The sequence below is a fragment of the Leifsonia xyli subsp. cynodontis DSM 46306 genome (assembly GCF_000470775.1).
GTDB lineage: Bacteria > Actinomycetota > Actinomycetes > Actinomycetales > Microbacteriaceae > Leifsonia > Leifsonia cynodontis.
In genome coordinates, this window is record NC_022438.1 from 822,135 (window position 1) to 845,089 (window position 22,955).

Below are 22,955 nucleotides of genomic sequence, written 5' to 3' on the forward strand. Positions count from 1 at the left end.
GCGCGGAGCAGCGCGAGAACGCAGGAAAGGGAGGAGAATTCGGCTGATCGTGGCCGGTTTCCCTACCTTTTCGGTGGAGAGGGTCTTTTCGGGAGGGGCGCGGTCAGTGGGTGGCGGCGCCGCGGTTGAGGGTGTGGAACAGCTTCTCGTCGTGAGCAGCGCGGACGCGGCCGACGACCAGGTCGGCGGCGACGACGATGGCGGCCGTGCCGAGCAGGGCGATCCACCAGATCCAGCCGCCGTCCCAGGCGAGCCCCGCCCAGGTGAGGGCGACCCACAGGACGCACGCGACGCTCACGCCGACGGCGGGGATGAGCGCCGAGCCGTGTGTGTGGCGGTTGGGCAGAAGATAGCGGGCGCCGAGGCCGAGGATGGCGCCGGCGAGGGCGACGAAGAGCAGTTCCACAGACGGGGAACCTAGCCGACGAAGCCGATGCGGCGCGACTCCTCGGCGCCGACCTCGACGTAGGCGATGCCGGCGGCGGGGACGAGGTAGAGGCGGCCCTTGTCGTCGGTCAGCCGGAGGATGCCGGTGCCGCTGGCGATGCCGGCCTGCACCTGCTCGGCGAGCTCCTCGGCCGACTGCGCGGACTCGAAGCTGAGTTCGCGGGGGGCGTTGACGATTCCGATTCGGATCTCCACTGACATGCCTTTCCAAGGTGACCGGCTGAGGTGAGTTCAGACTACCGGTTGGCGGCGCGCGGCCCGGGTCGCGTTCTCTGTCGGCGGACGCCGTTAGCGTGGATGCCATGACCACTCTGGGCTTCCGTGCGCGCGAGACGGCCCGCGTAGCTGCGGCCGTCCTCAGCCTCGATCCCGCCCAGCGCGAGGTTGCGGCGCTGCCGGACGGCGCCTCCGCCGCTGTGCTCGGCGCACCGGGCACGGGCAAGACGACGGCGCTGGTGGAGGCGCTTGCCGAGCGGGTGCTCGGCCGCGGCTACGCGCCGGGCGAGGTGCTCGCGCTGAGCGCATCCCGTGCCGCCGCGACCGCGCTGCGAGACCGGCTCGCGCTGCGCCTCGGCGTCCCGACCCCGGGCCCGCTCGCCCGGACGGCCACCTCGCTCGCTTTCCAGCTCGCCGGTGAGCGGGCCCGTCGCACGGGGGAGGAGCCACCACGGCTGCTCACCGGCGGCGAGCAGGATCAGATCATCGCCGAGCTCCTCGCCGGTCAGCTCGGGGATGGCACGGGACCGCTCTGGCCGGACGCCCTCGGCCCGGAGGTCCGGTCGTTGCGTGGTTTCCGCACCGAGCTCCGCGAGTTGATCGCCCGGTGCGCCGAACGCGGTGTGAGCCCCGCCCGTCTCTCCGAACTGGGCGCGATCGCCGGCCGCGAAGGGTGGCGGGCGGCCGCCGCGTTCATCGCCGAGTACCAGAGCGTTCTCGACAGCTACCGCGGCGGTTTCGTCGACGCCGCTGAGCTCATCGCGTCGGCCGTCGCCATCGTGCGCGACGGCAGCCCGCTCGACTCCCTTCGCGCGGTGTTCGTCGACGACCTTCAGGAGGTGACCGTCGCGACCATCGCTCTCTTACGGGCGCTCGCGTCGCGCGGTGTCGCCGTCATCGCCTTCGGGGACCCGGATGTCGCCTCCACCGCGTTCCGCGGCGCCGAGGCGACCGCGCTGGGCCAGCTGGGAGCGCGCCTGGGCGTCCCGGTGACCCGGTTCGTGCTCGCGACCGCGCACCGTCAGACGCCGGTTCTGCGGGAGCTGACCGCGCGTGTGACCGAGCGGATCGGTACGGCGGCGGCCGGTGTGCAGCGTGTCGCGTCGGCCGGCCGCGGCGAACCGGAGAGGACCGGCGGAAACCGTCCCGAGGTCGTCGTCGTCCAGGCCGTCTCCGCTCCGTCCGAAGCCGCCCGGCTGGCCAGGAGACTGCGCGAGCGGCGGCTGCTCGACGGCGTGCCGTGGGGCGAGATGGCTGTCGTGGTGCGCTCCGGTGCGCACATCCCCGGCCTCGCCCGCGCCCTGGCTGTGGCCGAGGTCCCGACCAAGACGAGCATCGCGGGCCGGGCCCTCCGCGACGGCTTCGCGGCACGGCAGCTCATCACGCTGGCGGGTGTCGAGGTCGGCGCGGTCGACCTCACCTCGGAGACGGCGACCGAACTGCTGCTGGGTCCGTTCGGCGGCCTCGACGGCATCAGCCTGCGTCGCCTGCGCCTGGCCCTCCGCCAGGAGGAACTCGCCGGCGATGGCAACCGCGCCGCCGATGAACTGCTCGTGGAGGCGCTGGCCGATCCCGCCCGGCTGGCCACCATCGACTCGTCGCCGGCCCGGCGCGCCGCCCGGTTGGCGGAGACGCTGCGCAGCGGGCGCGAGAAGGCGGCCGCGGGCTCCACCATCGAAGAACTGCTCTGGCACGCCTGGGAGCGCAGCGGCCTCGCCCGGCGCTGGCTGGAGCAGTCCGAGCGCAGCGGCATCGTCGCCGACGAGGCGAACCGGCACCTCGACGGCGTGGTCGCGCTCTTCACCGCCGCTCGCCGTTTCGTCGAGCGCTTCCCGGAACGCCCCGCCTCCGACTTCGTCGTGGAACTGTTGGGCGCCGAAGTCCCCGAGGACACCCTCGCCGCGCAGACCGCGGGCGACGCCGTTCTCGTCTGCACGCCCAGCGCCACCGTCGGCCGGGAGTTCGAGGTCGTCGCGGTCGCCCGGCTGCAGGAGAGCGTCTGGCCGAATCTGCGCTTGCGCGGTTCGCTGCTGCATCCTCAGGAAATCGACAGCGTGCTCGACGGACGCGAGACCGAGACCGAGGACCAGCGCGCCCAGGTGCTCGGCGATGAGCTTCGGATGTTCGCGCTCGCCGTCTCCCGGGCCCGCGGCCAGGTGCTGCTTACCGCGACCGCGAACGATGACGAGCAGCCGTCGCCGCTCCTGCGCCTTGCGGGGGAGCTGGCGGCGCCGGACATGGAGGACAGCATCCACCCTCTCTCGCTCCGCGGCATGGTGGGCCGCTTGCGTCGTCGCCTGGTCACCACGGGCGCGCCGGAGGCGGCGGATGCGCTCGCGCGCCTCGCTGACGCCGGGGTGGAGGGCGCCGACCCCGCCGATTGGTACGGGCTCGTGGAGCCGACCACCGAAGAGCCGCTGGTCGATCTGACGGACCCGGAGGCCGGGGTGCGCCTCTCGCCCTCGCGGCTCGGGACCTTCGAGAAGTCGCCGCTGGCCTGGTTCGTGGAGGAGATGGCCGCTTCGCCCAGCAGTCTCACGGCCGGTATCGGCACCGTCGTGCATGCTGTGATGGAGGAGGCCAGCGCGACCGGCGAGTTCGGTGTCGATGCGCTGTGGGCGGGCATCGAGCGGCGCTGGGCGGAACTCGCTTTCGAGTCCCCGTGGGTCGAGGAGCGCGAGCGGCGTCGCACTCGCGGACTGGTGGGCGGAGTCTCCGGATATCTGCGCGACTTCGAGCGGGCGGGCGGGCGGTTGCTCGGCTCGGAGGGGGAGTTCGAACTGCGGCTCGGCCGGGCGCGCATCGGCGGCAAGATCGACCGCGTCGAGGCGACGCCCGACGGGACGGTCGTCGTCGTCGATCTCAAGACCGGGCGCACGGTGCCGAGCCCGGCCGAGGCCGCGTCCCACGCGCAGCTCGGCGCTTACCAGCTCGCCCTCGAGCATGGCGCGATCGAGCAGGCGGGGGAACGGCCGCCCGGCGGCGCCAAGCTGCTCTTCGTCGCTAAGGGGGTCCGCGGCAAGCCCTACCGCGAGGTGGTCCAGGACCGGGTGGACGCCGAGGGCCTGGAACGGCTGAAGCAGCGGGTCGCGGTCGCGGCGGAAGGCATGGCCGCGGCCACGTTCGCGGCGGTGGTCGACCTGGACGACCGCGACCCGCACGCGGCGTACGAGTACCGCCTTCACCTGGTCCCTGCGGTGAGCGCGTGAACGCCGGCGACGACATCCTCGGCGATCTCCTCGGGGTCGAGACCGAACAGTCCGGCCTCGACCTGGTCGAGAGCGGCTTCGCGCTCTCGGAGCCGGAGTCCGGGCCGGTTCGCCCGTGCCGGAGAGTCTCCGCCGTCGAGATCGCGGACGCGCTCGGCCTCCCGCGCCCGACCGGGCAGCAGCGGGCTGTGATCGAGGCGCCGCTGAGCCCCGCCATCGTCGTCGCCGGCGCGGGCAGCGGCAAAACCGAGACGATGGCGAATCGCGTGGTCTGGCTGCTCGCGAACGGGGAGGTCCGCGTCCCGGAGGTGCTCGGCCTCACCTTCACACGCAAGGCGGCTGGCGAACTCGCGGAGCGTGTCCGGAAGCGCATCGAGCAGTTGGTCGCTTCGGGTCTGACAGATATCCAGTTCGACCCGTTCGAGGCGCCGGACGTGGCGACCTACAACGCGTTCGCGAACGCGATCTTCCGCGAGAACGCCCTTCTCATCGGGCGTGAGCCGGAGGCGGCCGTCCTCAGCGAGGCGTCTGCCTGGCAGCTCGCGCGGCGAGTGGTGGTCGACAGCGCCGATGACCGCCTGGTCGATCTCGACCGGAACGTGGACGCTGTCACCGCCGCCGTTCTGGACCTCAGCCGCGCCCTCAGCGAGAACATCGCCGGCGCAGCCGAGGTCGGACGGATGGCCGAGGACTTCGGCCGGGTGATCGACCTCCCCACCGGCAGCGCCCGCAAGGCGGAGCCGTACGCCAAAGTGAAGGCGGCCGTCGAGACCGTCGGCGCGCTGCCGCCGCTGCTCGGCCTCGCCGAACGCTTCGCGGAGGAGAAGCGCCGCCGCGGTTTCGTCGAGTACTCCGACCAGGTCGCCCTCGCGCTCGCCGTCTGCGAGCGACTGCCGGACGTCGTGGACGACTACCGCCGCCGCTACCGTGTGGTGCTGCTCGACGAATATCAAGACACGTCCGTCGTCCAGACCCGTCTGCTCTCCGCCCTCTTCTCCGGGGAGGCTGTGATGGCGGTCGGCGATCCGCACCAGTCGATCTACGGCTGGCGGGGAGCGAGCGCGGCGAACCTCGGCCGGTTCGCGACCGACTTCACCGGGCGTCCCCGGGGGGCGGACGAGTATGCGCTCAGCACCAGCTGGCGGAACCCGACGAGTGTGCTCGACGCGGCCAACATCCTCGTCGCTCCGCTGGGCGCGGGCTCACCTGTGCGTGTCGAGCGGCTCCGGGCGCGGCCGGGCGCGGTCGCCGGCGAGCTGGCGTGTACGTTCGGGCAGACCGTCGAGGAGGAGGCGGAGGCGATCGCGGCCTGGTTCGCGCAGCGGCTCGCGCGGCGGGACGCCGAGGGCACGCCGCCCTCGGCCGCGATGCTCTGCCGCTCCATCAAGAAGATCGAAGTGTTCACGGCGGCGCTGAGCCGGCACCGCATTCCGTTCCACGTCCTCGGCCTCGGCGGGCTGCTGGAACAGCCGGTCATCGCCGATCTCGTCAGCGCGCTGCGCGTGATGCACGACCCGACGGCCGGTTCGGAGCTGATCCGCCTGCTCACCGGTGCGCGCTGGCGGGTCGGGCCGAAGGACATCGCGGCGCTCCGCCGCGTCGCATCGTGGCTCGCCGGCCGCGACCACCGCTTCCAGGAACTCGAACCCGAGGTGCGCGACCGGCTGCGGCGCTCGGTCGCAGGGGAGGAGTCGGCCTCTCTCGTCGACGCTCTCGATTTCGTGGTGGAGGCTCCGGAGGGGCACCGTCAGCTCTCCGGGTTCAGTGGGTCCGGCGTCGAGCGGATGCGCGCCGCCGGCCGCCAGCTCGACCAGCTGCGTTCCCGCGTCGGTCTCGATCTGCTCGACCTCGTCACCCTCGTCCAGCAGGAACTGCGCCTCGACATCGAAGTCGCCGCAAACGAGACCGCTCAGCTGGGTCAGGCCAGCCTCGACGCGTTCGCCGAACAGGTCGCGTCCTACCTCGCCAGCGACGACCGTGCGACGCTCGGCTCCTTCCTCTCCTGGCTCGCCGAGGCCGAAAAGCGCGACAACCTGGCGCCGCGCAGCGAGGACGCGGAACCCGGAACGGTCCAGATCCTCACTATTCACGGCTCCAAGGGATTGGAGTGGGATGTCGTGGCCGTGCCGCGCCTGGTCGAGGGCGAGCTCCCCGGCCCACCGCAGAGCCGGCGCGGCTGGCTCGCGTTCGGGCAGCTCCCGAGCGAGTTCCGGGGCGACTGCGCCGAACTCCCCGTGCTGCCCTGGCGGACCGTCGAGGACCAGAAGACCCTCGACGCCGCCATCGCGGACTTCGAGGCCGAGAACCTCGCCCGCCACCTGGACGAGCAGCGGCGCCTCGTCTACGTTGCCGTGACTCGCGCCCGCGAGAGCCTGCTCCTCACCGGCTCGTACTGGTCGACGCAGTCGCGCCCGCGCGGCCCGGGCGCCTATCTGCGAGAGCTGCAGGGGGCCGGCCTCATCGCCGGGGACGCGTTCCCGGCCTGCGACGACCCCGAGGACAACCCGCTCGCCCCCGCTTCTCGGATGGTCAGCTGGCCCCTCGATCCCCTCGGCGCGCGCCGCCGGTCCGTCGAGTCCGCAGCCGAAGCTGTGCGCTCGGCCCGCGCGCGGGGTGCGGGGGAGGGCGGAGTGTACGCCCGGGACCTCGATCTGCTCCTCGCCGAGCGCGCCCGCCGCGAGTCCGAGTCCGGGCTGGTGGAGCTGCCCGCGCGCATTCCGGCCTCCCGTTTCAAGGACTACGTCAGCGATCCGGCCGGGGCCGCTTCGGCGTTGCGTCGCCCGATGCCGGAGCGCCCCTACCGCCAGACCCGTCTCGGAACGCTCTTCCACCGCTGGGTCGAGGAGCGCTACGGCACCGTCGCCGGGAGGGTCGATGAGCTCGACGCGACTGCTCACGAACTCGACGATCCGGCCGGTGAGATCCTCGAGGCCGAGCGCCTGGCCGACCTTCAGGCGACCTTCGCCGCCAGCGAGTGGGCGCTCCGGGCGCCGGACGAGGTCGAGCTGGAGATCCACATCGCGCTCGCCGGTCAGGTCGTGGTCTGCAAACTGGATGCCGTCTACCGGGTCGCGGACGGCCGTCACGACTACCAGATCGTGGACTGGAAGACCGGCAGGGCGCCTCATGATGCCAGCGATCTGGACCGTAAGCAGCTTCAGCTGGCGCTGTACCGCCTCGCGTTCGCGCAGCACGCGGGGATCGAGCCGGAGCGGATCGACGCTGTCTTCTACTTCGTGGCGGACGACACGGTGGTGCGGCCGTCTCGGCTGTACTCGGAGCAGGAGCTGGCCGAACTGTGGCGCGCGTCGGTGGCCGGCCGCTAGGTCTCCGGTGCGGTGTGGCAGGAGGGGGAGCTTCGATGGACGCTGTTCGCACCGCCCACGGGGCTTCTCGGTATGACGTTCCGACTGGAACTTGACATGAGAGATTCTGTATTGGAAGGATCGGGGTGGTAAGTGGTTTTGGTCCGGTTGGGCCGTTATGAGGGGAGTGGAATGATGTCGCGTGTGCTTTCGACCGAGCAGGCGAAGACGGCTATCCGTCAGATTCAGTCGATTGTGAATGGGGGTTCACGGATCAGATCTCTCAGTTGGATGCTCAGGGTCGGATTCTGTCTGACTCCGCTGTGTGGGATGGGCCGTTGGCGGCGAGGTTCCGGGGGTCGACGTGGCCGGAGACGAAGGCTGCGTTGGATAAGGCGAGGCAGGAGCTTGAGGAGCTTCGGACGCAGCTTGATCGTATTTCGCAGGATATTTTCACTGCTGGTGGCGGGTTCTGAACCGGCGCTGAGTGATTTGATCGCCCCCGCCGGACGGCGGGGGCGATCTCTTGTCTCAGTGGAAGCGGAGTGACCCGAATGGGCCTGGACATGTATGGTGCGCCTGATCTGGCTTTCGATTTCGAGGCGGCTCAGCGGGTGGTCACGGCTGCTGATGGCGCTGCGGACGCTCTGGAGGGGCAAACAGGTTCGCGTGCGTCTTATGTCACTGCGGCGGAGACGGATTTCCGCAGTTACTACAGTGAACTCTTCGCGGCGAATGCGGCCAGCACGGCGGGCGACCGCCGCGAGTTGGCTGTGCGCCTGTGGGAGGTTTCGGCCTTCATGGGGAAGCTTGTTGCGGCGGCTCGGGAGGAGAACGCGCGTCGGAGGCGTGCGCGGGAGTACAAGGCGAGGGTCGAGCAGCGTCGACGCAATTGGGTCGACGCTACGTGGGATCAGATTTTCGGTGAGGAGCCGCCGCCGCGCGAGCAGGCGAAGGCGGCTCCGGTTTTTCCGGCTGAGGTCGTGCGGCAGGCTCCTCGGTCTCCTCTGGCGGGGACGGGCGCTGGGTCGATGACGTCTACGCGGCCGGCGGATTTGCGGGCGTCCGCCTCTGGCAGCGCGGGCCTCGATGCGGCGGTCCGGGACTGGCCGAGCCGGTTGCGGTCCGCGGCCGGGAGCTTCATGGCCACGTGCGACTTCGGTGGCATCGACGTCGCGCCGGTGGTGGTGGGCTTTGAGAAGTGGCTCGCGGCCAACGCGGAGGATGTGCGCTGGGCGAACATTGTGGCTGCTGCGTTCGAGGCCTCGGGCGCGGGCAGTGGTGTCGCGACGGTCTCCGATGCTGCGCTCGGCGCTGCGCTGGCAGCGGCTGGGGTGAACGCTCGGCGGGATGATCTGGCGATCGATCCGGCGCAGGCGTTCGGTGGTGTGCCGACCACCGGGTTCGTGAACGATCCTGTCAACACCTCGACGGGCAACTTCATCGAGCCGGAGAGCGATCTCCTGTTCGCCGGGGCGTCGGCGTCGCTGTCGCTCTCCCGGATGTATAACTAACTCGCTTGACGATGCCGGTGGTGTTTTTGGGCGGGGCTGGTCGTCCGTCTTGGATGTCCGGCTGGTGCTGGGGGACGAGGGAGCCGCCTTCGTGCTGCACGATGGTCGGGAGATCCGGTTCCCGCGCAGCGGGTCCGGTGGGGTCGCGCCAGTGGCGACAGCTTCTGGTTGGCGGCGGAGCCGGCCGACCGCATCCCCGTTCTCGGCGACCGCTTGGACGGTTCTGCGGGGGAGATCCTTATCGTGCGTGACAACGGCGGACGCTGGTGGGCGTTCGCGCCCTCCGGGTCGTGGCTCGGCACGGGTGCGGGCCCGGGGAGCGCCGTCCTGACCCGGCATGATCGGACTGGCCGCATTGTCGGGCTTGCGCACGAGCGCGGGCGCTCGATCGAGATCGTGTATGCGGGAGGCCGGGTCACCTGTGCCGGTGCTTCCGATGGCCGCCGGGTCGATTACCGGTACGACGAGGCGGGCCGTCTGGTGGGTGTCGCCGACGCGGTCGGCGCGCGCACTTATGAGTGGAACGATGCTGGTCTGATCTCTCGGGTCGTTTCGGCGGCCGGGGTGGTGGAGTGCGAGAACCTCTATGACGAGACTGGTCGTGTGGTGGAGCAACTGACGTCTTTCGGCCGTCGGGTGCGGTTCGCTTATCTGCCCGGCCGGGTGACGGCGGTTTCGGATGCCGGCGGCGCGAACGGGAACACCTGGATCGCGGACGTCAGGGGTCGCTTGGTGGGTGTGATCGACGCGGACGATAAGCGTCAGTCGATGGCCTACGACGGGCACGGCAATCTCGTGTCGGTGATCGAGCGCGATGGTTCGGTCACGGTGCATGTCTACGACGAGCGGGGCCGGAAGACGCGGACAGTGACACCGGACGGGGCCGACATCACGTATGGCTATGACGAGCACGACCGGCTCCTCACCGTCGTGACGGCTTCCGGCGGTGTGGTCGAGTACGGGTACGATGCCGATTCCGACCGTGACCCTTCTGTGATCGTGGACCCGTGCGGCGGCCGCACCCGGTTGAGCTGGCGGGACGGTCTGCTCGAGCGGGTCGTCGATCCCACGGGTGTCGTCGTTTCCTTGGCGTATGACGGGCACGGTGAGCTGATCGAGACGACCAACGCGGTCGGTGGCACGGCCCGGATCGAGCGCGATCCGGCCGGCCGGGGGCTGTCGCCGCGGTGTCGCCGTCGGGCGCGGTGACGCGCTACCGCTACGAAGAGCGCGGGCTCGTCGCTTCTCGTGAGGACGCGGACGGCGCAGTCTGGCGTTTCGAGCACGGAGCCGGCGGGATGCTCCGCTCGGTCACCGATCCCCTCGGTGCGATGACGTCGTTCGAGTATGGTCCGCACGGTGAGCTGACTCGCACGACCGATCCGCTCGGCCGCTCGGTCGATCGGACGTTCTGGATGTCGAGTAGCGGATTCCCCGTACTGCGGGGCCTCTGCATCAATTGGCTTTACAGCGTGGGTGTCGGTTTCACGATTGCGTATCTTTTGGAGCGTCGTCGTGATCGTGGCGGGAAGGGTGTGGCTCCTGCGGGCAGGGTGAACTATGTTCTCGTTCCGGATGGGACGCGGGTGCGTCGGTTGCCGTTGGGAGAGTTCGTGGGGTTGGTGCGCGGGTTGGACGGGCAGAAGCGGAGTCTGGTGAGTGCTGTGCGGCGGGGTGCTCGGTTGGATGTGGTGGGGGATGCCTCGGGGGCGATGGTGGTGTGGTTCTCGCCTGATGTGAAGGATGAGGGTGTGTGGAGTTTTTTGGCGTCGCCGGTGGCGGGGACGGTGTTTCGTCTTCCTCCGGGAGAGGGTGAGGAGTTGGTGCGGGTGAGCGTCGACGGTGTGGAGGGGGAGTATGCGCGGTGGGAGACGACGACGCTGACTTCTGCGGTGGGGGCGGCTGAGCAGTTCGTGAAGGATGGGACGGCTAAGGAGGGGCTGGTGTGGTTCGCTTCCCCGGATGTGTTCGAGCGGCGACCGCTGCGGTGAGAGCGCCCGGGGCGGGATGAAAGATGTCGTCGCATTCACTGGGTTCCTCGAAGAAACCTCGCGATGGGGGGAGATTTGCACACGGGCTCATCCATCGGCTCGGCGGAACTCTAGGCGGGGCTCGCTGACAGTGTGCGTCATTCACAATCGATGAGAGACATTCGTTTCTACAAGCGCCCCCGAACCAAAGTGGACGCGCTGGCTGGTCTGATCTGCATGATCGTTGGACTCGCCCTTCCGCTGTCTTGGAGCATTGAACGTGGGTCTCCCGTAGCGTTTCTCGTTGCTTTCGTCTCTGCGTTCTGTGCCCTCGTTGCTGCGTGAGCGGTCACATCGTGTTCCCTCTGCGCGTCGCCATCTGGATTTGGGGTCTTGTGTTTTTCTCGGGGGCGGCGTTCTGGTATTGCGTTGGCCTCGCGTGCGGGAACTCCCACCCGGGCTGTTGCGGTCAATCGTCTGGGACCGGGCCGCCGAGATGGGCCGGCACGCGAGCATCACCCGGAGACCGCACCCCGAATGAGCTCTTCACCGTGTTGCTAGCCTCAGAAATCAGTCAATGTCGCAACGTTGGCTGACCCATCCCGACGATACTCACATCCCCGAACCGAGCGACTTAACATATTCCTGTCGAAGGTCCTCTGAACTGCTGCCGAATGGCGGCGGCTGGGGAGGTCAGAACATGGTGTTGTCGTTGGCGGAGGTCTCCGGGATTTCTTGAACGACGTCCCAGTGTTCGACGATTTTACCGTTTTCGAGGCGGAAGAAGTCGGCGACGGCGCTGCCGGGTGTGCCGGGGACCAGGACCAGGTGGGAGTGGGTGACCACCAGGTCGCCTTCGGCGATGACTCGTTTGATCTCGATTTTCGTGTCGGGGTATTCTCCGCGCATCCAGTGGACGAAGCCGATGAACGCTTCCGGGCCGTTCTCGGCTTGTGGGTTGTGCTGGATGTAGCGGTCGCCCAGATGATCGGCGACCGCTTTCTCCGGGTTGCCCGCGAAGGCGGTCAGGTAGTAGTCCGTGACGATGCGCTTGTTGTCTTCCGTGGTGGTCATGAGTTCGCTTTCGTGAGGTGAGTGGGTGTGTCATCGAGTTAACCGGATCACTAGCTATTTAGAAAGTACCTACTTTTCAGTAAGCTAGGGTGATGTCCGACCTCACGCAGAATGAAATGCGATACAACGTGTACGACCCGGGGTGCCCGTCCCGGCAGGTGTTGGATCATGTGACCGGCCGATGGGGCATCCTGGTCCTCGGAACCCTGCGGGAAGGAACGCGCCGTTTCAGCGAACTGCACCGGGCGTTGGGCGGGGTCTCGGAGAAGATGCTGGCGCAGACGTTGCGTGTCCTGGAACGGGACGGTCTCGTGCATCGGGTGGCGTATCCAGTCGTCCCGCCGAAAGTGGAGTACAGCCTGACGCATCGGGGACGGGAGATCGCCGAACTCACCGTCCGACTCGTCGGCTGGGTCGAGGGCAACACTCCCACCATCATCGCCGAGCGGACGGATCGGCAGGGGACTGTCTGATTTTCGGTGTTTCCGGGCCGGCCTGACCAGTATCCGGCGATCAGCAAGCTCGGGCACAACGCCTGGAGCGAGTTCGTTCCCCTCATCTGCGGAGAGACATCGAGATCCGCTGCATCATCCGCTCGGCAACGCGATCGATGTCGGTAATTCGGCTGCGCCATGATGCCGGGACCGCGACACTCAGCGATGCGCATACCGTCGTGAGATCAACGATGAGACCGAGTGTGCCCAGGCTGCGGATCAGCCCGCGTCCGGCTCCGCGACCGGCCGCATCCCGTCGCTGCGCGCCCCCGAACGGTCGCCGGGCGTGCGGTCCAGCAGCGCCTCGACATCGCCGACCGCGAGGATCGGGCCGGTTGCCCGCGAGAGCGGGGTCGCGGTGTTGCTGTGTACGCGGTCGACGAGGCCGTCGAGCATCTGGACCGCGTCGTCCACGATGCTCTGGTCGCGGAGCCCGCGGCCGTGCAGGAGCCAGCGCGCGACTTCCAGCTCCGCGTAGAGCATGGCCCGCTGCGTGAACTGGCGGTCGGTCGCCACCTGCCGGGTGGCGGCGTACGCGCCGAGCGCGCCGTCGGCGGCGTCCGGGTTCAGAGCGAGCAGCCAGTGGAGGTCGCGGGCAGGGTCGCCGACACGGAGAGCAGACCAGCCGAGCACGGCCGAGACGGTGTCGTCCTCCACGAGGAAGGACTCGACGCCGAGGGCTCCGTTGATGACGCTCGGCTGGAACTGCCACACCGAGTGGTCGGCCACCGCATCCCGCCACCGGTCCCGGAGCGCGGCCGGGACCAGACCGGTCGCGGTCGCCGACTCGATGACCTGGGCGGTCGAGGCGAGACATTCGGCGGAGGTGAGGGCCGGGAGGCCGGCCTCGCCGACGAAACTGGTGGGGAGGGCGTGGATCGTCGCGATCGCGTGCCCGATGGACCCGGCGAGGCCGTCTCCGGGCGGGATGTCCTCCACGTCGATGTGGTGTCCCGGGAGATAGTTGTAGACGATGGCGCGGGTTCCTCCGACGGGCGCCTGACCGAGGTAGCGCGGCACGTCGAACGGCAGCCGGCTGCGGATACCGGCGGTGAGGGCGCGCAGGGCGACCAGATCCGCGCTCTGCTCGGTCTCGGCGACCTGGCTGATCGGGACGCGGACGATGAGGGTGCTGCCGTCCCGCGCGGTCAGCAGCGCGGAGTCGAACTCACCGACTCCGTCGCCGCTGTGGGGGCGGGCCCCGGAGACGGCGAGGTCGGGCACGGCCGAGGCGGCCAGCGCGGCTAGAGTGAGAGGGGATCTGGCCATGCTCCCAGGCTAAACGGCCATCCTCGCGCGAGGAGTTCCGCCACGCCTTGAAAGGATCTCGATGTCGTCTGCCCCCGCCGCTCTGCCGCTCGCTGCGCTTCCGCTGTCGCGGCACGCTGTGGATCGGGACCACACAGCCCGCTCGCGTCCGGCGCTGTTCGACGAGCTCTGGGCGGAGCCGGGGACCCGCGTGCTCGCCCTGTGGCAGGGACGCGCGTTGCTCACCCCCGAGAGCGTTCCGGCCGCGACGCCGCCGGGCGACGGCTGGAGCGTCCCGGACGCCGGGACCGCCGCCGTCGCTCTGCTGCCGGTCGAGCGCGTGCCCGCCGCGCTGCTGCGCGTCTACCTCGGCCGCACACTGGTGAGCACTTCCTCGGAGCCCGCCGGGACCCCGGTCGTCCTCGAAGTGCTCACCAATGCCGCCGCGCGCGAGCTCGAGCCCGATGAGGCACGCTGGGGGAGTCTCCGCACTGTCGCGACGGCTCTGGGCGACCGGGACGCCGGGCTCTTCACCGAGGCGCTCGCCATCGCCAGCTGGCACGCTTCGCACACGCACTGCCCGCGCTGCGGAACGCCCACCGTCGTGGAGCAGGACGGCTGGGTGCGCCGCTGCTCCGAAGACCGGTCCGAGATCTTTCCGCGCACCGACCCCGCCGTGATCGTGACCGTTCTGGACGCCGACGACCGTCTGCTGCTCGGCTCCAACGCGTTGTGGGAGCACTCGCGCTACTCGCTGCTCGCCGGTTTCGTGGAGCCCGGCGAGTCCTTCGAAGCGGCTGTCGAGCGGGAGATCTTCGAGGAGGCCGGTGTGCGCGTGGTGGACGCTCGGTACAAGGGCTCGCAGCCCTGGCCTTTCCCGGCCTCCATCATGGTCGGGATGACCGCGCGGCTCGCCGACGACCAGCCTGCCGCCGCCCTCGAACCGGATGGCGAGGAGATCCTCAGCCTCCGCTGGTTCAGCCGGTCGCAGCTGTGGGAGTCACGTGAACGGGTCATCCTGCCCGGCCGCTCCTCGATCGCCCGCGCGCTGATCGAGGACTGGTATGGCGGTCCTCTGGACGAGCCGCCGGTCCGCCCGTGACCCCCGAGCGGCTCCTCGCCGGCCTGGACGATCAGCAGCGCGTCGCGGCCGAAGCGCTGTTCGGTCCCGTCTGCGTCCTCGCCGGCGCAGGAACCGGCAAGACCCGCGCGATCACCCACCGCATCGCCTACGGCGTCGCGTCCGGGGCGTTCACGCCCAACCGCGTGATGGCCCTCACCTTCACCAACCGCGCCGCCGCCGAACTGCGCGGGCGTCTCCGCCAGCTCGGGGCCGGAGGTGTCGCGGCGCGGACCTTCCACTCCGCTGCGCTGGCGCAGCTCAACTACTTCTGGCCCCAGGTGGTCGGCGGCCAGCTTCCGAGCGTTCTGGACGGCAAGGGCCGCGTCCTCGGCCACGCCGCGGAGAAGCTCGGTGCGCGCGTGGACACGGCGATGCTCCGGGATGTCGCCGCGGAGATCGAGTGGCGCAAGGTCACCGGCCTCAGCATCGACCAATACGCGGAGCGGCTGACCGACCGCTCGATCCCCGGCACGCTCCGCCCGGAACAGCTGGTGGACCTCCACCGGATCTACGAAGAGCTCAAGGATGAGCGCAAACAGGTCGATTTCGAGGATGTCCTCCTTGTCTGCGCGGGCATGATCGAGGTCGAGCCATCCGTGGCCATGCAGGTGCGTGAGCAGTACCGTTTCTTCGTCGTCGACGAGTATCAGGATGTCTCCCCTCTTCAGCATCAGCTCCTCCGGTTGTGGCTCGGTCCCCGCAAGGACCTCTGCGTGGTCGGCGACGCCAGCCAGACCATCTACTCGTTCGCCGGCGCCCGCAGCGACTACCTCCTTGATTTCGGTCGTGAGCATCAGGGCGCCACGTTCGTCCGGCTGGAGCAGAACTACCGTTCGACACCGGCCGTGATCCGCACCGCCAACAACCTCATGCGCGGACGCGCGGGGGCGCTGACCCTGCACGCTGTCGCCGAACCTCGCTGCGGCGACGATGTCCCCCCGGCCGCCGAGTTCGAGGACGACCGTGCCGAGGCCCGCGCTGTCGCCGAGGCGGTCTCGGCCGAGCTGGCCGACGGGGCCCGCCCGGAGGGCATCGCCATCCTGTACCGCGTCAACGTTCAGGCCGCCGCCCTCGAGCGGGCCCTCGGCGACCGGGACATCAGCTACACCGTGCGCGGGGCCCGGCGCTTCTTCGACCTGCCCGAGGTTCGTCAGGCGATCATGACGCTGCGCGCCGCGAGCATGGCCGCCACCGACGAGCCGTTGTTCAAGTCTGTCAGCGATGTCCTCCGCACTCTCGGCTGGTCCGTGCAGCCTCCGGAGGCCCGCGGAGCCGTCCGCGACCGCTGGGAGTCGCTCAACGCGATCATGGGTCTCGTAGACGACGTCCCCGCCGGCACCTCCTTCCGTCGTTTCACCGACGAGCTTCTCGCCCGTCAGGCCGGCCAGCACGATCCGGTCCTTGCCGCCGTCACTCTCGGCACCCTGCACGCCGCCAAGGGCCTCGAGTGGGACTCGGTCTATCTCATCGGCCTCAGCGAGGGTCTCGTCCCCATCAGCTACGCGAGCTCGTTCGAGCAGATCGACGAGGAGCGTCGCCTCCTCTACGTCGGCATCACCCGAGCCCGCAAGCGTCTCCGTCTGAGCTGGGCGCAGCGGAGCGCTCAGCCGGGACGTCCGGTTCTGCGCCAGGCGTCGCGTTTCCTGGCGGAGCTCGCGGCGCCCGCGGCGGAGCCGCGGCGCGCGTGACCGCTCCGCATCCCCTCACCACGGCCGCACCGGCCGTGCCGCATCGGGCCGGACGCACCCGCACTCGGGATGCGGTGGCCGCTCCACCTCGGCCCAGTGCGCAGAGGCCCGATCGTAGTGCTGGCCGTGTCGCTTCGGGCACGCCCCGTCGAGTGCGCCCAAGATCAGTCCCGCCGCAGCCAGCGCAGATACCGCCGTGGGGCGATGGCGTAAGCCGCCACGATCACCGCGAGGGCGACCTCGTCGTCCTCGCGGTGAGCGGGCGTGGCGATCGGCGTTTCGGGCGCGGCCGCGGTGGCCCCGTCGAGCGCGGCAACGGGCGTGGCGGGGTCGAGCGAGGCTCCGGCGCGCGGTCTTTCCCGCGGCGGCTCCGGCCGGCCGGCTTCCTGGACGGCGACGCCACCCTCCCGGCGCCCCGCCCGCTGTCTGGGCCACCACCTCGAGCACCCCGCGCGACACCCCGCTCGCGAGCGCGGCGAGCATCCGCTCCTCGACGCTCCCGACCGGATCGAGAACGAGCACAGGCGCGTCGACGCCGAACTGGAGGGCGTGCGGGGAGCGCCAGACGCGCTGGATGCGAGGGTCGAGTGCCAGTGCCATCCTGCCAGCAGCCGGATGCTTCTCAGCGGTTATCCACAGGATAATGTGCGGACAAACAAGGAGAGTGGCGCTGTCCCGGTCACCCCTCGGCGGGGCGCTCCCCGTCCTCGCGCAGCAGGTCCTCGATCGCCTGGTCGACCGCGTCCCGTTCCGGTTCCTCTCCCGACGCCAACGCGGTCAGCCGAGCGACGAACTGGGAAGGATCATCCAGGTCGCTCGGCTCAGGGAGCAGGTCCGGGTGCGACCAGAGGGCGTCACGGCCCTCCTGGCCGACGGCTTCCGTCACCGCCCGCCACATCGCCGCGGCCTCGCGCAGGCGGCGCGGCCGGAGCTCCAGGCCCACGAGTGTCGCGAAGGCGGACTCGGCCGGCCCACCGGACGCGCGGCGGCGGCGCACCGTCTCCGCGATCGCGCCGGCCCGGGGGAGGAGGCCGGTCGCGCTGGCGGTCACGACATCCACCCAGCCCTCGATGAGCGCGAGCATCGTCTCGAGACGCCCGAGCGTCTCCAGCTGCTCCTCGCTCTTCTGCGGGATCAGGGCGCCGGAGACCATCGCCTCGCGCAGCTCTTCTGGGTTCGCCGGGTCGAAGTTCTCCGCCAGCGATTCCAGACGCGCGGTGTCGATCGTGATGCCTTTGGCGAAAGCGGTGATCTGCGTGATGAGCTGCAGCCGCAGCCATTTGGCGTGCCGGAACAGCCGCGCGTGGGCGAGCTCGCGCACCGCGAGGTAGAGCTGGACCTGGTCGGCCGGGATATCGAGTCCCTCGCCGAACTCCGCGACGTTCTGGGGGACGAGCGCCGCCGTGCCTTCCGTCAGGAGCGGAATGCCTATGTCGCCCCCGGAGACGACTTCCTTGGAGAGCTGTCCGACCGCCTGGCCGAGCTGCATCGCGAAGAGGGCGCCGCCGACCGAGCGCATCAGGGCGCCGGCGTTCTGGATCATCCCCTGCATCTCTTCGGGAGCATGTTCGGTCAGGACACGGGTGAGGGCGTCGGAGATGCTGAGGGCGACGGGCTCGGCGAGCTGCGTCCACAGTGGCATCGTCTGGCGCGCCCACTCCGCGCGGCCGATCAGCTCGGGGGCGCCGGGGAGCCCCGCGACGGTCGTGGCCCCGTCGAGCCAGAGCGCGGCGACATGGAAGGCCTGGTCGAGTGTCGCGTGCTCCGCCGGGGTGACGGAGTGGGCGCCCTGGCCCGCCAGCGTGCGTGCCTGCTGGGTCGCGAGGTCCCAGTTGACGCCGCCGCCGGGGTTCTGCAGGGCGTTCTGCAACTGTCCGAGCAACTGCTGGATGCTGGCCGGATCGTTCGGGAGACCGGCGGCTCCGGCGAGCTGGCTCGGGTCGATCACGGACTCGCCGGAGAGGAACTCGCGCAGCATGTCCCGGAACTCGTCCTCCGGGTCCTTGTCCGGTTCCCCGCCCATGAGCGCGCCCTTCGTCTCGATCTTTCCCGGCCGTCTGGTTACGGCTTTCCAGGCTTGCCCTCTACGCTAGCCCGTGACACCCAAGAGCCGGGTGAGAATCGGCCCATGCCAGTCTGGCCCGGCGTGCGCCTGTGGCGAACACGACCGAAGGGACCAGCTGGACGTGACTCTCCTCGACGACGAAGCCCCATACGGGCGAACGCAGAGCGGCGAAGACGGCGACCTCCATCCGGCCGGGCGCGTCGCCCCCTCCCGCCGCGTCGTCGCCGGCTGGATCGCGATCGCCTTCGCCGTCGTCCTCACGCTGGTGCTCGCGCTCGTGCCCGCTCCGTTCGTGATCGAGCAGCCCGGGCCCGTCTTCAACACGCTCGGGACCGACCAGCGCGTCGGCGCCGCACCGTCCAAGGACGCGAAAGAGCTGATCAGCATCCCCGGGCAGAAGACCTACCCGACCTCGGGCTCCCTCGACTTGCTGACGGTCTCGGTGGTCGGCAACCCTGACGAGCGGCCGAGCTGGCTCAGCACCCTGGGCGCGTGGTTCGACCCGAGCCGCGCCGTGCTGCCGATCGACGCCGTCTTCCCGCCCGGGACCACGACGCAGCAGTCGAACGCCGAGAACGCGGCGTTGATGGTGGACTCGCAGCAGGATGCCGTCGCCGCCGCGCTCGCTCAGCTCGGCTACGAGTTCCCCCAGGCCGTCTCCGTCAAACAGCTCATCAAGGGTACACCCGCGGCGACCGTGCTGAAGGACGGGGATGAGATCACGAGCGTCAACGGCGCGACAGTGGAGAGCGTCCAGGGCCTTCGCGACCTCGTCGCGAAGAACGGCACCTCGAAGCCCGCCGAACTCGGGATCGTGCGGGACGGCTCGGCGAGCACCGTCCAGCTGACCCCTGTGGAGAGCGGGGGCCGTGCCGTGCTCGGGATCGGTGCGGGCATGGACTACACCTTCCCGTTCGAGGTGAAGATCCAGCTGGACGATGTGGGCGGCCCGAGCGCCGGCCAGATGTTCGCGCTCGGCATCATCGACAAGCTGACGCCGGAGGAGCTCACCGGCGGCAGGAAGATCGCCGGCACCGGGACGATCGACAATGTGGGAACGATCGGCCCCATCGGCGGCATCCGGCAGAAGATGTACGCCGCTCGCGACACCGGCGGCGCCCAGTACTTCCTAGCGCCGCGGTCCAACTGCGCTGAGGTGACCGGTCACATCCCCTCCGGTCTCCAGGTGTTCGCGGTCACGACGCTCGCCGACTCGCTGAAGGTGCTGAAGGCCGTGAGCGCGGGGACGAGCACCGACGGCCTGCCACGCTGCCCGGCCTCCTGAGCCTTCCCGGACCGTCAGGTTCCCGGGCGCGGTGGAGGGAGGTTTTCTCAGCGACGCTCGCCTAGGATGGATCCCGATCCATGTCAGGCGAGAGCAAGAGGGCCCATAGGTGACGTCAGCAGCTGCAGTTCGACCCCCAGGACGCCGTCGGGCGGCCGTCTGGACCACTCTCGGGGTGATCGTGGCGCTGGTGATCCTGTTCTTCATCTTCGCCGGGCTGTACGCCGACATCCTCTGGTACCAGCAGCTCGGCTTCCTCAGCGTGCTGACGACGCAGTGGTTCGCGGCCATCGCGATGTTCTTCATCGGGTTCCTGGGGATGGCCCTGCCGCTCTGGCTCGTCATCCAGCTGGCGTACCGGCTGCGCCCCGTCTACGCGAAGCTGAACAGCCAGCTGGACCGTTACCAGCAGGTGATCGAGCCGCTGCGGCGGCTCGCGATGTACGGCATCCCGATCGTTTTCGGGATCTTCGCGGGTGTCTCGGCGGCCAGCCGCTGGCAGACGGCCGCGATGTGGATCAACGGCACGCCGTACGGCAAGACGGACCTGCTCTTCCACCTCGACATCGGCTTCTACCTGTTCGCGCTGCCGTTCTACCGCAGTGCGGTCGGCTTCGCCTCGGCGGTCGTCCTCATCTCGCTGCTCGCCACGCTCGCGACCTGCTATCTGTACGGCTCGATCCGGGTCAGCGGCCGCGAGGTGCGCATCTCCCGGACGGCCCGGGTGCAGATCTCGGTCATCGCCGCCGTCTACCTGCTGCTCCAGGGTGTGAGCATCTGGCTGGACCGCTATGCCACCGTGACCGATGCCAACGTCAACAATATGATCAACGGTGCGGCCTACACCGATGTGAGCGCGACGATCCCGGGCCAGGCCGTGCTGGCCGTCGCCGCCGTGTTCGTGGCCCTCCTCTTCGCTCTCACCGCGTTCACCGGCCGCTGGCGGTTCCCGGTCGTCGGAACCGCGCTGCTCATCGTGGCCGCTCTCGTCATCGGAGCGATCTATCCGTGGGCGATCCAGCGCTTCCAGGTGGAGCCGAGCCAGAAGACACTCGAGACGCCCTATATCCAGGACTCGATCGAAGCCACCCGGGACGCCTACGGCCTGAGCGATATCGACGTCGTTCCGTACAACGCCACGACGAACGCCGAAGCGGGCGCTCTGCGGCAGGACGCGCAGACCACCGCGCAGATCCGGATCATGGACCCGGCCGTGATCAGCCCGTCGTTCCAGCAGTTGCAGCAGTTCCGCCAGTACTACTCGTTCCCGCGGAACCTCAATGTCGACCGGTACACCCTCAACGGCAGCCAGCAGGACGCCGTGGTCTCGGTGCGCGAGCTCAACCAGTCGGGCCTCACCAGCCGCAGCTGGTACAACGACACGGTCGTCTACACCCACGGCTACGGGATGGTCGCCGCATACGGCAACCAGCGCTCCAGCGACGGCCAGCCGGTGTTCATGGAGTACGGCATCCCGACCCAGGGCACGCTCGGCACGTACGAGCCGCGGGTCTACTTCGGCCAGCAGTCGCCGACCTACTCCATCGTGGGAGCGCCGAAGGGCGCCAAATCCATCGAGCTCGACTACCCTGGTGGCGACAACGACGCCCAGCAGACATACACCACTTTCAGCGGCGACGGCGGTCCGAAGCTCGACAACATCTTCAACCGTCTGGTCTATGCGCTGAAGTTCCAGGACGAGCAGATCGTCCTCTCCACCGCGGTCAACGACGACTCGCAGATCCTCTACGACCGCGACCCGATCAAGCGTGTGCAGAAGGCGGCTCCCTACCTGACGACGGACTCGCAGGCCTACCCCGCCGTCATCGACGGCCGCATCAAATGGGTCGTCGACGGGTACACCACGAGCAACCAGTTCCCCTATTCGCATGTCGGCAGCCTCAGCGACGCCATCGCAGACACCGAGACGCCGAAGTCGGCCTATGCCTTCGACGACATCAACTACATCCGCAACTCGGTGAAGGCGACCGTGGACGCTTACGACGGCTCCGTGACGCTTTACGCCTGGGACGACAAGGACCCGGTGCTGAAGACCTGGCAGAAGATCTTCCCGTCGACCATCAAGCCGATCAGCGCGATGAGCGCCCAGCTGCTTCAGCATGTGCGCTACCCGTCGGATCTGTTCAAGGTGCAGCGCTCGGTCCTCGGCCAGTACCACGTCACCGACGCCGGTTCCTTCTACTCACGCGACGACGCCTGGACGCCGCCGAACGACCCCACTTCGTCGCCGACGGACCCGACACTGCAACCGCCGTACTACCTGACGATGCAGATGCCGGGACAGAAAGCGCCGACGTTCTCGCTCTACACCACGTTCATCCCGCAGGCCGCGAGCGACTCCAGCCGTTCGATCCTGAAGGGCTATCTGGCGGTGGACGCGGACGCAGGCTCGACCAAGGGCGAAGTGGCCCCCGGCTACGGCAAGCTCAGACTCCTGTCGCTCCCCTCCAGCGACACCATCCCGGGGTCTGGGCAGGTGCAGAACAACTTCAACTCCGATCCGACCGTGTCTCAGGAGCTCAACCTACTGAGACAGGGCAAGACGGATGTGACCAACGGCAACCTCCTGACGCTGCCGGTGGGAGGCGGCCTGCTGTATGTGCAGCCGGTCTACGTCAAATCGACCGGTGAGACCAGCTATCCGATCCTGCAGAAGGTGCTCGTCGCCTTCGGCGACAAGATCGCGTTCGAGGACACACTCGACCAGGCGCTCGACTCGCTGTTCGGCGGCGACTCCGGCGCGACGGCCGGCGACAACAATGTCCCGACCACGCCCGGCGGCGGATCGAGTGGCGAGGCTGGCTCCAGTGGCGGTGGCTCGGGTTCCTCGGGGACGCAGAGCAACGCCGCCCTGCAAAAGGCGCTTCAGCAGGCCAAGCAGGCGCTCGCCGACCGGGAAGCGGCACTGAAGGCGGGCGATTGGGCCGCCTACGGCGCGGCGGACTCCCGCTTGCAGCAGGCCCTCCAAGCCGCCATCGCCGCCTCCGAAAAATAACCCCGCGCTGGCCTTCCACCCCAGCCATCGATTCCTCACTTCTTCCGCCGACACGCCGTTGTCCGCCCGGAAGAAGTGAGGAATCGATGGCTGGGGGGCGAGGGCAGAGGGCGAGGGGAAGACAAAAGCCCCTGATCTGCGGGTACAGATCAGGGGCTGTTTTTGGTTGCGGGGGCAGGATTTGAACCTGCGACCTCTGGGTTATGAGCCCAGCGAGCTACCGAGCTGCTCCACCCCGCGTCACAAGAACGACTCTAGCACGGCTCCCGTGACCCTCGAAATCGGGGTCACAGCCCGGGCG

Annotated in this window: 16 protein-coding genes and 1 tRNA gene; 11 read left to right on the forward strand and 6 right to left on the reverse strand. The window is 69.2% G+C overall.

Translation table 11 applies throughout. From position 1 onward, the window contains the following. Positions 1–103: 103 nt before the first annotated feature. Positions 104–406: a hypothetical protein gene (locus tag O159_RS03900; protein WP_021754456.1), complete on the reverse strand. Its 303-nt coding sequence runs from the start codon at positions 404–406 to the stop codon at positions 104–106. An 11-nt stretch (positions 407–417) separates the two neighbouring features. Continuing rightward, positions 418–642 (reverse strand): DUF3107 domain-containing protein, encoded by a 225-nt coding sequence (locus O159_RS03905; RefSeq protein WP_021754457.1) that lies wholly within the window; start codon positions 640–642, stop codon positions 418–420. 107 nt (positions 643–749) lie between these two features. Here O159_RS03905 and O159_RS03910 point away from each other — a divergent pair, with 107 nt between their 5' ends. The 6 genes from O159_RS03910 to O159_RS13145 all read left to right on the forward strand — a co-directional run bounded on the left by O159_RS03910 (position 750) and on the right by O159_RS13145 (position 10,682). Continuing rightward, positions 750–3,872: an ATP-dependent DNA helicase gene (locus O159_RS03910; protein WP_021754458.1), complete on the forward strand. Its 3,123-nt coding sequence runs from the start codon at positions 750–752 to the stop codon at positions 3,870–3,872. Beyond that, a complete protein-coding gene (locus O159_RS03915) occupies positions 3,869–7,198 on the forward strand; it encodes an ATP-dependent DNA helicase (protein ID WP_021754459.1) in 3,330 nt (1,109 codons plus the stop codon). Before O159_RS03910 ends, O159_RS03915 begins: the two co-directional genes overlap by 4 nt. A gap of 533 nt (positions 7,199–7,731) precedes the next feature. Beyond that, positions 7,732–8,691: a DUF6531 domain-containing protein gene (locus tag O159_RS16200; protein ID WP_052323459.1), complete on the forward strand. Its 960-nt coding sequence runs from the start codon at positions 7,732–7,734 to the stop codon at positions 8,689–8,691. Between the two features lie 49 nt (positions 8,692–8,740). Next, positions 8,741–9,022, forward strand: coding sequence for a hypothetical protein (locus tag O159_RS16205; RefSeq protein WP_269078371.1), 282 nt, complete (start codon positions 8,741–8,743; stop codon positions 9,020–9,022). After that, positions 8,935–9,900 carry an RHS repeat protein gene (locus O159_RS13140; RefSeq protein WP_169725656.1) on the forward strand — a complete coding sequence of 322 codons (966 nt, stop codon included), beginning with the start codon at positions 8,935–8,937 and terminating at the stop codon, positions 9,898–9,900. Before O159_RS16205 ends, O159_RS13140 begins: the two co-directional genes overlap by 88 nt. Continuing rightward, a complete protein-coding gene (locus tag O159_RS13145) occupies positions 9,879–10,682 on the forward strand; it encodes an RHS repeat domain-containing protein (RefSeq protein WP_052323463.1) in 804 nt (267 codons plus the stop codon). The genes O159_RS13140 and O159_RS13145 overlap by 22 nt, the downstream gene beginning before the upstream one ends. Positions 10,683–11,354: 672 nt before the next feature. Here O159_RS13145 and O159_RS03930 read toward each other — a convergent pair. Then, on the reverse strand, positions 11,355–11,735 hold the full coding sequence (locus O159_RS03930) for a nuclear transport factor 2 family protein (protein WP_021754460.1): 381 nt from the start codon (positions 11,733–11,735) through the stop codon (positions 11,355–11,357). Between the two features lie 170 nt (positions 11,736–11,905). Here O159_RS03930 and O159_RS03935 point away from each other — a divergent pair, with 170 nt between their 5' ends. Beyond that, positions 11,906–12,208 carry a winged helix-turn-helix transcriptional regulator gene (locus tag O159_RS03935; RefSeq protein ID WP_330216838.1) on the forward strand — a complete coding sequence of 101 codons (303 nt, stop codon included), beginning with the start codon at positions 11,906–11,908 and terminating at the stop codon, positions 12,206–12,208. Between the two features lie 240 nt (positions 12,209–12,448). Here the strand turns inward: O159_RS03935 and O159_RS03940 are convergent, their stop codons facing one another. Then, positions 12,449–13,498 (reverse strand): phosphotransferase, encoded by a 1,050-nt coding sequence (locus O159_RS03940; protein WP_021754462.1) that lies wholly within the window; start codon positions 13,496–13,498, stop codon positions 12,449–12,451. Between the two features lie 61 nt (positions 13,499–13,559). Here O159_RS03940 and nudC point away from each other — a divergent pair, with 61 nt between their 5' ends. After that, positions 13,560–14,579, forward strand: coding sequence for an NAD(+) diphosphatase (gene nudC, locus O159_RS03945; RefSeq protein ID WP_021754463.1), 1,020 nt, complete (start codon positions 13,560–13,562; stop codon positions 14,577–14,579). Beyond that, positions 14,576–16,288: an ATP-dependent helicase gene (locus O159_RS03950; RefSeq protein ID WP_021754464.1), complete on the forward strand. Its 1,713-nt coding sequence runs from the start codon at positions 14,576–14,578 to the stop codon at positions 16,286–16,288. Before nudC ends, O159_RS03950 begins: the two co-directional genes overlap by 4 nt. Before the next feature lie 679 nt (positions 16,289–16,967). On the opposite strand, the gene O159_RS03955 is transcribed toward O159_RS03950, so the two are convergent. Further along, positions 16,968–18,311, reverse strand: coding sequence for a zinc-dependent metalloprotease (locus O159_RS03955; RefSeq protein ID WP_021754465.1), 1,344 nt, complete (start codon positions 18,309–18,311; stop codon positions 16,968–16,970). A gap of 163 nt (positions 18,312–18,474) precedes the next feature. Here O159_RS03955 and O159_RS03960 point away from each other — a divergent pair, with 163 nt between their 5' ends. After that, positions 18,475–19,638: a YlbL family protein gene (locus tag O159_RS03960; protein WP_021754466.1), complete on the forward strand. Its 1,164-nt coding sequence runs from the start codon at positions 18,475–18,477 to the stop codon at positions 19,636–19,638. 109 nt (positions 19,639–19,747) lie between these two features. After that, on the forward strand, positions 19,748–22,654 hold the full coding sequence (locus O159_RS03965) for a UPF0182 family membrane protein (protein ID WP_201766232.1): 2,907 nt from the start codon (positions 19,748–19,750) through the stop codon (positions 22,652–22,654). 163 nt (positions 22,655–22,817) lie between these two features. Here O159_RS03965 and O159_RS03970 read toward each other — a convergent pair. Next, positions 22,818–22,894: transfer RNA gene (locus O159_RS03970), tRNA-Met, on the reverse strand. Positions 22,895–22,955 lie beyond the last annotated feature (61 nt).

Excerpts from the sequence above, each read along its gene's own strand:
- O159_RS16200 (WP_052323459.1), top strand. The coding sequence starts at position 7,732 with ATGGGCCTGGACATGTATGGTGCGCCTGATCTGGCTTTCGATTTCGAG.
- O159_RS03930 (WP_021754460.1), bottom strand. The coding sequence starts at position 11,735 with ATGACCACCACGGAAGACAACAAGCGCATCGTCACGGACTACTACCTG.
- O159_RS03940 (WP_021754462.1), bottom strand. The coding sequence starts at position 13,498 with ATGGCCAGATCCCCTCTCACTCTAGCCGCGCTGGCCGCCTCGGCCGTG.
- O159_RS03955 (WP_021754465.1), bottom strand. The coding sequence starts at position 18,311 with ATGGGCGGGGAACCGGACAAGGACCCGGAGGACGAGTTCCGGGACATG.
- O159_RS03910 (WP_021754458.1), top strand. The coding sequence starts at position 750 with ATGACCACTCTGGGCTTCCGTGCGCGCGAGACGGCCCGCGTAGCTGCG.
- nudC (WP_021754463.1), top strand. The coding sequence starts at position 13,560 with ATGTCGTCTGCCCCCGCCGCTCTGCCGCTCGCTGCGCTTCCGCTGTCG.